Consider the following 10,868-nt stretch of genomic DNA (forward strand, 5'->3'; position numbering starts at 1 on the left):
AGTCTCGGTCAGGATTTTTGCCGAAGGGTCACAATCAGGACCACGGCCACGACGATGACGGTCCACAATGTCGAGATCGCCGCAATGGTCGGATCGATCTGATCGCGCAGCGACAGGAACATAAGCTTCGGCATTGTGCTGTTGCGACCGCTTGCGACGAAGATCGAAATCACAGACTCGTCGAGCGAAGTCAGGAACGCCATCAATGTCGCCGACAGCAAGCTGATCCGAAGTTGCGGAACGATTATTTCGCCAATGGCCCTGGCCCAGTTTGCACCGAGGCTGCGCGCCGCCTGAACCTGGTTCCAGTCAAAGCGGGCGAGAGCGGGTAGCAACACAATGCAGGCGACCGGAACGGCCAGTACCACATGTCCGACCAGCACACCGAATAGCGTTCCGATCAGATGTTGTGCGGCCAACACAAAGAAGAGACCGATCGCAAGCAGGATTCCTGGGGTGATCGAGGGGGTCAGAAGGACGCTCTGGATGGCCGCAGAGGTCTTTCCGCCCAGCCGATTCATCGAAATGCAGGCGAGCAGCGCAAAAGGCACCGCGATCAACGCCGTCAACGTCCCAAGGACCAAACTCGTTCTGAGCGCGGCCATCCACGTTGCCGAGCCGAAGAAGTTCTCGTACCAGCGCAACGAGTAGGCGTGCGGCGGAAACTCGAGGAGATTCGACGCCGAAAAGGAAAGCGGCACCACCACGAGCGTCGGCAGCATGAGAAATGCCATGACGAGAGCGGCAAAGCTCCAGAGCAAAATGCGGGCGAGCCTGTTTTGCGGATAGGCTTCAAGCATGGGAGGCTTCCACGGTGTTCTGGGCCACCAGGCGGCGCGCCGCCAGCAACATCACACCGATCAGCGCCATAAGAACGAGGAGCAGAATGCCCAGGACGCTCGCCGACCCCCAGTCCTGAAAGGTCGATAGTGTACGCTCGATCCGGGTAGAGAGAGGATTTACCTTACCGCCGCCAAGCACCGCCGGCGTGATGAAAAAACCTATGGCGTAGATGAGGACGATGATCGAACCCGAGAAGATGCCGCCCGCCGAAAGCGGCATAATGACTGTGCGGATGACCTGCCTGAGAGTGGCTCCCATGCTCGCTGCCGCGCGAATGAGATTTGGGTCGATATCGCGCATCGCAGCATAAACAGGCAGCAGAAAAAGTGGCAGCATGTAGTGCACCATGCCGATGAGCGTTCCCGTGAAGTTGTAGACCAGCGGCAATGGCTCCGCCGTCAGGCCTGAACCGGTCAAAGCCGCGTTGATCAGGCCATCACGCCGCAAGAGCACGAGCCAACCATAGGTACGCACCAGAATAGAGGTCCACAGCGGCAGCATGACGAACGCCATGAGCACGTTGGCCAGCCTTGGTCTGACGCTGGCCAGCGCCAGCGCCAGAGGGGTGCCGAGAAGAATGCAGGCCGCCAGCGTACCCAAGGATAGTTCGAGGGTCGTGACGAGCGCCGACCACGTCAGTCCGCTCGAAAGGACCTTCTGGTAATTGCCGACGGTGTACTCACCCGCGGTGGTCAGGAAGGATTGCCGGATGATCCAAAGGATGGGCAGTATCGCCGCCAGCCCAACGATGAACAGCGCCGGGAGCGAAAGTGAAAGAAAAAACCGCCGCTCGCGCCGCGCATCCGCCGCGAGCGCCGGATCCCGGACGACGGTCACGCCATCGCTCCCGGTATCGCGTGAACCTTCGCTGCTGGGGCATATGCGGTCATCCGCTGACCGGCGGCAAGCTCGGCGCAGCCGCCGGCCAGCGCTGCCGGAATGCAGACAAGAACCTCTTGCCCACCGTCAAGCGCCAGCGTCAAAAGCCAGTTCTCGCCGCGGAACGCTTTGGCGCGCAGTATTCCTTCGAGAGCCACTCCGTCTCCCCCGACGAGCTTCGCATCAAGATGGAAACTTTCGGCACGGATCATCAGTGTTTCGCGTGATGCTTCGGCGCTATCGATTCTGCGCGCTGAGCCCGGGGCCACAATGTTGGCCTCGCCCATGAACTCCGCGACGAAGCGGGTCGATGGACGATCATAAATCCGCTGCGGCGTATCTATCTGCTGGATGCGGCCAGAATTCATCACCGCAATCCGGTCAGACATAATCAGCGCTTCGCGCTGGTCGTGGGTTACATAGATTGTGGTGATCCGTAGATGATCATGCAGACGCCGGATCTCATACTGCATGGTCTCGCGCAGGTTCTTGTCGAGTGCCGACAGCGGCTCGTCCATCAACATCACGCGCGGTTCGAAGACGATAGCCCGCGCCAATGCCACCCGTTGACGTTGGCCGCCGGATAGTGCGGCAACGTTGCGCTCCGCCAGACCATCCAGCTTCACGCGGGCCAAAGTATCAAGCGCCCGCTGACGTGCCTCCGCTCTCGGTACCTTGCGCAGCACCAGCGGATACGCGACATTCGCCAGGACATTCATGTGCGGAAACAAGGCGTAATTCTGGAATACTATGCCGATGTCTCGTTTGTTGGGCGGCAGGCGGGTGATGTCTCGATCGCCCAAGAAAAGTTTACCGGAATCCGGCCGGACAAACCCGGCCAGAGCCATGAGTAACGTGGTCTTGCCCGATCCCGATGGCCCTAGCAGCGTGAGGAATTCGCCAGCCTGAATGTCGAGCGAAACATCATCCAGTGCGACGTAGGACCCATAAGCCTTGTGCACGCTTTCGATGGTGATCGCGAGCGACTTCATCATGTGCTCCAGCCTTGAAGCGCGTCGCGTTCGACCGGCCTCACGCGACGCGCTTCAGGTTCTTGTTTTCATGCATGTCGTTGTCGCGCGCTGCACATTTTTGCGCGACATGCGTCAGAGCTGAAAGTCAGCGGGCCATCATTTCATCGAAGGCTCTTTGGGCAGCCTCGCCATTCTTGACCCACCATTCTGAATTGGAAAACACCGAAGTGCCAGCATTTTCAGGCGCGGTCGCAAGGGTCTTCAGACGGTCCTCGGGAATAAGACCACCCTCATATGCCGCAGGATTGACTGGGCCGTAGGCAATGAAATCGGTCAGCTTCGCAACCCGCGCAGGCTGCGTCATCGCTGCGATGAGCTTCATCGCGGCTTCCTTGTTCGGCGCTCCCTTCGGCACCCCAAGGCAGTCCGTGCCGATGACCGAACCCTTGAACGTGTAGTCAGCCGCGCCGCCATCTGCTTTCACGGTTTGGGCGCGTCCGTTCCAGGTAATGACCAAATCCGCCTCGCCATCTTTCAGCAACTGCGCGGACTGGGCGCCCGAGGTCCACCACACGGCGACATCTGGTTTGATCGCTTCAAGCCGCTTGATGGCGCGCTCTAGCCCTTCCGGCGCGCTGAGCACGGAATAGACGTCCGCCGGTGCCACGCCATCGGAGAGAAGCGCGATCTCGATCGAATCTTGCGCATTGGCGCGCAACGCGCGACGGCCAGAAAATTTGGCAACATTCCAGAATTCCGCCCACGTCTTCGGCGGGTTCTGGCCATAGGTCTTGGTGTTCCACGACATGACGGTGCCATAGGAGTCGAACGGATAGCAGTAGTCGGATTTCGCACCCTCCGGCACGGATTTCGGATCGATGATCTTGTAGTCGAGCGGCTCCAGCAGCGATTGTGCGGCCGCCTGGGCACCTTCCGGTGAGCCCAGGTGAATGACGTCGGTCGTGACCGCACCCGAGGTGACCTGCATCTTCAGGGCGGCCAAGCCGTCGCTTAGGGTCTCCTCGCGGACATCATAGCCAAGCTCTTTTGCAGCAGGGCCCCACATGGCTTCCTTCATGGCGTTGCCATAATCGCCACCTGCGGTCGTGATGGTGACCGTCTGCGCATGCACGGGCAGGGCAGCCGAGATTGCGAATGCTGTTAAGGAAATGCGTAGCCAGGACATAGGTTCTCCTCCCCAACTTTTATGGAATATCGCTTGAAAGAGCCATTATTTTGTAATCGTAACGTTACGATTGCACCTGAATAGGCTAGAGTCAAGCTGCTTCCTATGGGAGTTTGGATTGACCGGGATGTCGAATTCGGTAACGTTATGGCAGTCAGCAATCAGCCGGCGCTTTCGCAAATGAAGTCGGGCGAACAATGGCCAATCTGAAGCAGATCGCCGCGGAACTTTCCCTCTCGGTGACCACGGTATCCCGCGCTCTGAAGGATGGACCGGAAGTGCAGCCCTCGACCATAGCCCGCGTCAAGGAGGCGGCGAAGCGGGTCGGCTATTTACCAAATCATCATGGTCGCGCGCTCAAGACCGGTCGAACGCAGACGCTGACGGCCGTACTCCCGATGGAGACACGAGACCATCTGTCCGATCTGTTGAAGCTTCCTTTGATCGAAGGCATGACGCTGGCGGCGCGGCAAGCCGGTTATAGTCTGTCCATCTATTCCACCACGCCCGACGACGATCCCGTCGAGAGTGTACAGCGGCAGCTTCAGGCGCGTAGCGCAGACGGCCTGATCATCACGCGCCTGGTTTCGGCTGATCCCCGCGTCAAGCTGCTGCTGGATAAACGCATGCCATTCGTCGCGTTTGGAAGAACCGACCTGGATATCGCGTATCCTTATGTCGATGTCGACAATGAACAGATTGCCTACGAGGCGACCCGGCGGCTCATGGATATGGGCTGTCGACGCATTGCGCTGCAACTTCTCGTTCCGGAGGACCAGGCGAGTGCCATGCGTCTTTCCGGGTATGGAAGGGCAATGGCCGAAGCCGGTATTCCGATCGACCAATCGCTGATCGGTCATGGCATGTTCACCATGGAATCGAGCGCGGGCTGGTTCGATCGCTTGCTGGCGTCGTCAGATCCGCCGACGGGCCTGGCGTGCGCCAACGAACTGGGCCTTCTGGGAGCGTTGCACGCTCTCGGCAAGCGGGGTCTTACACCAGGCCACGACGTTCACATCGTCACCCGTGACAGCACGCGGCTGGCACGCTTCCTGCCGGCAAAGATCGGAGTTCATTCCGTGGATATGGCGGGTGTTGGACGCAAACTTATCGAAGTCCTGGAGAGTCGGATCATTAACCCGCTTGGGCCGGTGGAGACAGTCTTGGTGCAAGGCAGTTTCGAGCCGGCCGAATAGTCCGGACTGCCCTCAGGAGGCCACCTCGTCTTGAACCGGCCGGATCAGCGCCTTTGCGGCAGCTGCTCCCGCCGCCAGGATGCGATCCGACAATTCCGTTCCTTGCACGGCGCGCGCGAGTTGAAGCGCGCCGATGAGCGTTGCAAACATGCCCAACGCAGCGCCCTCGGGATCATTGGTCTGCGGCAGAGCTTCGGCTATCTGGCGCACCAGGGATTGAACGCGCTCGGCGTAGAGGGCCCGCGTTTCAGGCGGCTGCCGCGCTATTTCCGGCAACAACGCGGCCGAAGCGCAGCCCTTTCCAGGATTGTCCCGGTGCTCGGCCGATAGATACGTCTCTATGGCCATTTCCGGGCCGCCGGCGGCCAACGCTTCCTGCACTTGATGCGACTGCGCGTCCAAGGCCGCCGCCACGCTCTCACGGACGAGCTCCGCCTTGGACTGGAAGTGCGGATAGAAGGCGCCGTTCGTCAGCCCGGCGTCGCTCATGATGGTTGCCAGCCCGGACGCCGCGATGCCGTCAGATCGAAAACGTTCGGCGGCGACCTCCATGATCCGGCTGCGTGACGCGTCTTTTCGGCCCTTTTCGTAGCGCATGGTGTTTCTTTCCTGTCCTGCTATTGCATTATGCTTATAATCTGATATTACGACCATAATTCAATTCGTGGAAATAAGCTAGACCTCTCGAAGCTGGAACATCAAAAATGAATGGGAATTCTGAAAAAACCGCAATCGTGACCGGAGCCTCCTCCGGTATCGGCCGCGCCAGCGCCGAGGCCCTGGCGCGGGCGGGATTCACTGTCTTCGGGACAAGTCGCCGCAAGACCAGTAATGGCCCGAATGGAGTGACCATGCTGGCATGCGACGTGACCGATGATGCGGCCGTCAATGCGCTCGTTGCCACCGTGCTCGCGCAGACCGGCCGGATCGACCTCCTGGTCAACAATGCCGGTGTCGGTCTGCTAGGCGGCGCCGAGGAATCCTCGGTCGCACAGGTACAAGCCCTGTTCGACGTCAATCTGTTCGGCGTCATGCGGATGACCAATGCGGTGTTGCCGTCGATGAGGCGGCGCGGCGAAGGGCGCATCATCAATATCGGCTCGATTCTGGGACTGGTACCCGCGCCATACTCAGCTCATTACTCGGCAGTCAAGCACGCGCTCGAGGGCTATTCGGAATCGCTCGACCACGAGGTGCGCGCCTTCAACGTCCGCGTTTCCGTCATCGAGCCGGCATTCGTCCGCACCGTCTTCGACCAGAACGGCATCGAGCCGGATTCGCTGTTGAAGGAATACGATCGAGCTCGAGCCGGGCTCAAGGCGCTGCTGGGCGATGTGATGCCCAAGGCCGATCGGCCGGAAGTGGTGGCGGATGTGGTTGTCAAGGCAGCGACCGATGCCCGTCCGCGACAGCGCTATACCGCTGGCAAGGCAGCGCGCCAGGTCAGCCTGCTGCGCCGCTTTGCCCCCGCGGGGATTTTCGACAAGAGCCTGCGCAAGCAGTTCCGGTTGCCGGTCTGAACGACAGCGAGCCAGAGGATTTCACGCACATGCGACCAGCAACAACGACACATTTGGCCAGGCCCTACGAACGGAGGCGCCAAGCATGACACATACATCCAATCGGTCGCCGCGTTCACCGGCATTGTTCCAGGACGCGCCAACGCGCTCGGTCGATGTCGGCGGTACTGCCTTTGCCTACAGGGAACTCGGGCCCAGGACGGGCGTGCCGGTGATCCTGCTCAACCATCTGGCTGCTCAGCTGGACAATTTTGATCCGCGCATTGTCGATGGCCTCGCTGCGACCCGGCGGGTGATTGCCTTCGACAATCGCGGCATCGGTGCTTCGGGGGGCAAGACTCCGTCGACCATTTCCGGCATGGCCAGGGATGCAATCGCCTTTATCCGGGCGCTGGGGTTCGAAGAAGTCGATCTCTTCGGCTTTTCACTCGGCGGCTTCGTGGCGCAAGAAATTGTGCTGACCGAGCCCAAGCTTGTGCGCAAACTCATCCTGGCTGGCACCGGGCCGGCCGGTGGGCAAGGCATCGACAAGGTGACGCCGCTGACGATCGTGGACATGATCAGGGGCGCACTGACTTTGCGGGATCCGAAATACTATCTCTTCTTCACAAGAACGCCGAATGGCCGCCGCGCCGCAAACGCATTTCTGGGACGGCTAAAGGAGCGCCGGAATAACCGGGACAAAGCGGTATCGCTGAGCGCGTTCGGCGCGCAACTCAAGGCGATCAAGGCCTACGGACTCCAGGCGCCACAAGACCTGAGCACCATCCGCATTCCCACTTTGGTTGCGAATGGCGACCAGGACAGGATGGTGCCGAGCAGCAATACCTACGATCTCGCCGGGCGTATCCCTGGGGCGCATCTGGTTATCTATCCGGATGCCGGGCATGGCGGGGTATTTCAGAACTACGCCGATTTTGTCCCGAAAGCCCTGTCCTTCCTCGAGGCTGAGGCCTTGCCGCAGGGCGGCTATGCAGCTGAAAACGTTCGGCTTGTTTCGTCCCGAACACCAACAGACATTCTTACAAAGTAACTGCCATGAAGGCATTCGTTGTCGATAAATATAATAAAAAGGGCATTCTGCGGCTGGCCGAAATGCCGGAGCCGGAGCTCCAGGACAGCGATGTTCTGGTCGAGGTCCATGCCGCAGGGGTGAACCTGCTCGATTCCAAGATCAGAACCGGAGAATTCAAGCTCATCCTGCCCTATCGCCGGCCCTTCATCCTGGGCCACGACGTGGCTGGGAAGGTTATCCGCGTGGGATCGAAAGTCAGCAAGTTCAAAGCCGGCGACGAGGTCTATGCGCGGCCGCGCGATGGCCGGATTGGGACATTCGCCGAATTCATTGCCGTGAATGAGGCCGACATAGCCTTGAAGCCTGCGAATCTCAGTATGGAAGAGGCGGCGTCGATTCCCCTGGTCGGTCTCACCGCCTGGCAGACGCTCATCGAACGGGCAAACCTGAAGAAGGGACAGAAGGTCTTCATTCAGGCGGGTTCCGGCGGCGTCGGAACATTCGCCATTCAGTTGGCCAAGCACCTCGGCGCGACCGTTGCGACAACAGCGAGCGCAGCGAGTGCCGATCTGGTCAAAAGTCTCGGCGCCGATGTCGTTGTCGACTACAGGAAAGACGAATTCGAGAAAGTTCTGTCGGGCTACGATGTCGTCTTGAACAGCCAGGACGCCAAGACACTCGAAAAATCCCTGAGCGTGCTGAAACCGGGTGGCAAGCTCATCTCCATCTCCGGTCCACCGGATCCCGAATTTGGCAGGGAAAAGGGACTGAATTTGATGCTGAGGCTGGTGCTGCGCCTACTCAGCCGCGGAATTCGGGCCAAAGCCAAGCGCCGTGGTGTGCAGTTTTCGTTCCTTTTCATGTGGGCGCAGGGCGATCAGCTGAGCAAAATCACCGCTCTCATCGAAGCCGGCGCGATCCGCCCGGTTGTGGATCGGGTCTTTCCATTCGAAGCGACCAATGACGCTCTGGCCTATGTCGAAACAGGACGCGCCAAGGGCAAGGTCGTCATCAAGGTCAGATAGCAAGTCCTTCGAACGCTGCCCTCAGCGTCTCGAACGGCGCCAGCGCGCCGCGCACCTGCACGACGGCGGCGGCGACGCGATGGGCGCGCTGCACCGCCTCAGTCGGCGCATGGCCGGCAAGGCGGGCGGCTAGGTAGGCGCCGTTGAAGGAGTCGCCGGCGCCGGTGGTGTCGACCGGGTTGGCCACGTGTACCGCCGGCACCGATTGCAAGGTTCCGCTTTGCGCGATCAGCGCCGGTTCCTCGCCGTTCTTGACGACGACTTCGCCGACCAGCTTTCGCAGCCGTTCGGCGCTTTCCTGCGGTGTCATATCACCAAACAACATCTGCTCGTCGGGAAAGGTGGGCAGCGCGATGTCGGCGACGGCGAGCGCCTCGAGCATCGCGGCCTGCGCTTCCTCGCGCCGGCGCCACAGCCGCGGCCTGTAATTGGGATCGAAGGCAATCAGCGAGCCGGCCGCGCGCGCCTTGGCCACGGCCGTCAGCAGCACCTTGCATGCATCCTCGTCGAGGATTGCCAAAGTGATGCCGGAAAAATAGACAAGCGCCTGGTTTTCAAGGCTTTTCTGCAAAGCGGCCGGGTCCGAGGCCAGCTGCCTTGCGGCCGCATCGGCCCGCCAATAGGTGAAAGAACGTTCGGCGCCGGTCAGCGTGATCGCATAGAGGCCGGGGCGGGCGCCCGCTATCACCGGGCTGTCGCCGACGCCGATGCCGTTTTCGGCCAGGAATTTGATCTGGTCGCGTGAGAACGGGTCGTCGCCGAAGGCCGACACATAGGTCGCCGGCCGCTCGCCGCTCAAGGCATGCAGCGCCCACAAAGTGTTGAACGTGTCGCCGGCAAAGCCCATGCGCCAGTTCGGCCCGACCTGGCCCGAAAGCTCGAGCATGCACTCGCCGATCGAGGCGATGCCGTTTCCTGCCATGAAGTACTCCTCCATCCGTGCAATTGCGGTGCTGTAGCTTTTTGCTGCCGGCAGCGCCATGCTTGGCGACGGCGGATTCTTGCACTGGGCGCGATTTCCCACAGGGGCGTGGGACGCGATCAGCCCAGCGAAACGTTATCCGCAGAACAGGAATGGGTTTGGCATCGTTATGGCGTTATCTTCTTGGAGGCCTCGGCCTGGCTGCCTTGCTCGCTGGCGTGCTGGCCGTCGTCTATCTGACGGCGCCGCATGCACCGCAACCAAGCTCGGACGTAGGCCGTTCCAAGACGACGGCGAACAAGCTGTTCGTGGCGACTTTCGAGCCGGAGAAAGGTGTCATCCTGCAGGGCGAACTGGAATCCTGGCTGCTGACGCTGAAAACCGTCGAGGGTGCGCCGGTGGAAGGTGCTGCGATAACGATTTCCGGCGGCATGCCGCAGCACAAGCACGGCCTGCCAACCAGCCCGCAGGCGACCGATTACCTCGGCGCGGGGCGCTATCGCATCGACGGCGTCAAATTCACGATGAGCGGGTGGTGGCAGTTGCATTTTGCCATTTCCGCTGCGGCCGGTTCGGACACTGTCGTCTTCAACGTGGTGCTGTGAGGCACTGATGAGCCGGTTTTCCAGCCTTCTCGCGTTGGTGATGGTGGCCGTGCTCGCCGGCTGCAGCAGACCGGAGTTTTCCGATGCCGAAAAGCAGACCATCGCCTCGCTGGCACTGTCCAAGCTGCCGCCGCTGAAGCCCGACACCACCAACCGCTTTGCTGACGTGCCGGCCGCCGCGGCACTCGGCTCGACGCTGTTTTTCGACACCGGGATGAGCGGCGGCGGCACGGTATCATGCTCGACCTGCCACAAGATCGACCGCCAGTTCCAGGACGACCTGCCGCAAGCGGTCGGCGTCGGCCGCACCAACCGGCGTACCATGCCGTTGGCCGGCGTCGCGCATGATCCCTGGTTCTTCTGGGACGGGCGGCGCGACAGCCTGTGGGCACAAGCGCTGACACCGCTCGAAAATCCACTGGAGCAGGCCGGCAACCGCGCCGCCTTCGCGCATTACATCAAGGCCCGCTTCGGCGAGCGCTATGAGCGCATCTTCGGGCCGTTGCCTGACCTTTCGAGCGTGCCGGCCAATGCCAGCCCGCTCGGCACCGATGCCGAGAAGGCGGCATGGAACGCCATGCCCGCCAGCCAAGCCGAGGAGGTCAACCGCGTCTTTGCCAATATCGGCAAGGCGATCGCCGCCTTCGAGCGCTCGATCGCGCCGCCGCAGACACGCTTCGACCGCTTTGCCACCGATCTGGCC

General features: G+C 61.0%; 12 protein-coding genes. 6 read left to right on the forward strand and 6 right to left on the reverse strand.

The window, feature by feature from the left end; genetic code table 11:
- Positions 1-8: 8 nt before the first annotated feature.
- The 4 genes from E5W70_RS16270 to E5W70_RS16285 all read right to left on the reverse strand — a co-directional run bounded on the left by E5W70_RS16270 (position 9) and on the right by E5W70_RS16285 (position 3,882).
- Positions 9-800 carry an ABC transporter permease gene (locus E5W70_RS16270; protein WP_292659715.1) on the reverse strand — a complete coding sequence of 264 codons (792 nt, stop codon included), beginning with the start codon at positions 798-800 and terminating at the stop codon, positions 9-11.
- Positions 793-1,680: an ABC transporter permease gene (locus E5W70_RS16275; RefSeq protein ID WP_292659717.1), complete on the reverse strand. Its 888-nt coding sequence runs from the start codon at positions 1,678-1,680 to the stop codon at positions 793-795. The genes E5W70_RS16270 and E5W70_RS16275 overlap by 8 nt, the downstream gene beginning before the upstream one ends.
- Positions 1,677-2,714 (reverse strand): ABC transporter ATP-binding protein, encoded by a 1,038-nt coding sequence (locus E5W70_RS16280; protein WP_292659718.1) that lies wholly within the window; start codon positions 2,712-2,714, stop codon positions 1,677-1,679. Before E5W70_RS16280 ends, E5W70_RS16275 begins: the two co-directional genes overlap by 4 nt.
- A gap of 127 nt (positions 2,715-2,841) precedes the next feature.
- The gene (locus E5W70_RS16285; RefSeq protein WP_292659720.1) at positions 2,842-3,882 is read right to left on the reverse strand and encodes an ABC transporter substrate-binding protein; all 1,041 of its coding nucleotides are present in this window, start codon (positions 3,880-3,882) and stop codon (positions 2,842-2,844) included.
- A 197-nt stretch (positions 3,883-4,079) separates the two neighbouring features.
- Here E5W70_RS16285 and E5W70_RS16290 point away from each other — a divergent pair, with 197 nt between their 5' ends.
- A complete protein-coding gene (locus E5W70_RS16290; protein WP_292659722.1) occupies positions 4,080-5,078 on the forward strand; it encodes a LacI family DNA-binding transcriptional regulator in 999 nt (332 codons plus the stop codon).
- 12 nt (positions 5,079-5,090) lie between these two features.
- On the opposite strand, the gene E5W70_RS16295 is transcribed toward E5W70_RS16290, so the two are convergent.
- On the reverse strand, positions 5,091-5,675 hold the full coding sequence (locus E5W70_RS16295) for a TetR/AcrR family transcriptional regulator (protein ID WP_292659724.1): 585 nt from the start codon (positions 5,673-5,675) through the stop codon (positions 5,091-5,093).
- Between the two features lie 107 nt (positions 5,676-5,782).
- On the opposite strand from E5W70_RS16295, the gene E5W70_RS16300 reads away from it, so the two are divergent.
- The 3 genes from E5W70_RS16300 (at position 5,783) to E5W70_RS16310 (ending at position 8,638) form a co-directional block, all read left to right on the forward strand.
- Positions 5,783-6,598, forward strand: a complete 816-nt coding sequence (locus tag E5W70_RS16300; protein WP_292659725.1) for an oxidoreductase — start codon at positions 5,783-5,785, stop codon at positions 6,596-6,598.
- 85 nt (positions 6,599-6,683) lie between these two features.
- Positions 6,684-7,631: an alpha/beta hydrolase gene (locus tag E5W70_RS16305; RefSeq protein WP_292659727.1), complete on the forward strand. Its 948-nt coding sequence runs from the start codon at positions 6,684-6,686 to the stop codon at positions 7,629-7,631.
- A 5-nt stretch (positions 7,632-7,636) separates the two neighbouring features.
- On the forward strand, positions 7,637-8,638 hold the full coding sequence (locus tag E5W70_RS16310) for an NADP-dependent oxidoreductase (protein WP_292659729.1): 1,002 nt from the start codon (positions 7,637-7,639) through the stop codon (positions 8,636-8,638).
- Here the strand turns inward: E5W70_RS16310 and E5W70_RS16315 are convergent.
- Positions 8,631-9,560, reverse strand: coding sequence for a sugar kinase (locus E5W70_RS16315; RefSeq protein ID WP_292659731.1), 930 nt, complete (start codon positions 9,558-9,560; stop codon positions 8,631-8,633). The genes E5W70_RS16310 and E5W70_RS16315 overlap by 8 nt on opposite strands.
- A 158-nt stretch (positions 9,561-9,718) precedes the next feature.
- Here E5W70_RS16315 and E5W70_RS16320 point away from each other — a divergent pair, with 158 nt between their 5' ends.
- Both E5W70_RS16320 and E5W70_RS16325 read left to right on the forward strand, forming a co-directional pair.
- Positions 9,719-10,165, forward strand: coding sequence for a FixH family protein (locus tag E5W70_RS16320; RefSeq protein WP_292659746.1), 447 nt, complete (start codon positions 9,719-9,721; stop codon positions 10,163-10,165).
- 7 nt (positions 10,166-10,172) lie between these two features.
- Positions 10,173-10,868, forward strand: a 696-nt coding sequence (locus tag E5W70_RS16325; protein ID WP_292659733.1) for a cytochrome c peroxidase, incomplete at its 3' end; no start/stop codon positions are given.

Origin of the sequence: Mesorhizobium sp., from assembly GCF_005063415.1 — a bacterium.
Lineage (GTDB): Bacteria > Pseudomonadota > Alphaproteobacteria > Rhizobiales > Rhizobiaceae > Mesorhizobium.

Coding starts and splice junctions, on each gene's coding strand:
- E5W70_RS16270 (WP_292659715.1), bottom strand. CDS start 800: ATGCTTGAAGCCTATCCGCAAAACAGGCTCGCCCGCATTTTGCTCTGG.
- E5W70_RS16280 (WP_292659718.1), bottom strand. CDS start 2,714: ATGAAGTCGCTCGCGATCACCATCGAAAGCGTGCACAAGGCTTATGGG.
- E5W70_RS16285 (WP_292659720.1), bottom strand. CDS start 3,882: ATGTCCTGGCTACGCATTTCCTTAACAGCATTCGCAATCTCGGCTGCC.
- E5W70_RS16290 (WP_292659722.1), top strand. CDS start 4,080: ATGGCCAATCTGAAGCAGATCGCCGCGGAACTTTCCCTCTCGGTGACC.
- E5W70_RS16295 (WP_292659724.1), bottom strand. CDS start 5,675: ATGCGCTACGAAAAGGGCCGAAAAGACGCGTCACGCAGCCGGATCATG.
- E5W70_RS16300 (WP_292659725.1), top strand. CDS start 5,783: ATGAATGGGAATTCTGAAAAAACCGCAATCGTGACCGGAGCCTCCTCC.
- E5W70_RS16305 (WP_292659727.1), top strand. CDS start 6,684: ATGACACATACATCCAATCGGTCGCCGCGTTCACCGGCATTGTTCCAG.
- E5W70_RS16310 (WP_292659729.1), top strand. CDS start 7,637: ATGAAGGCATTCGTTGTCGATAAATATAATAAAAAGGGCATTCTGCGG.
- E5W70_RS16315 (WP_292659731.1), bottom strand. CDS start 9,560: ATGGCAGGAAACGGCATCGCCTCGATCGGCGAGTGCATGCTCGAGCTT.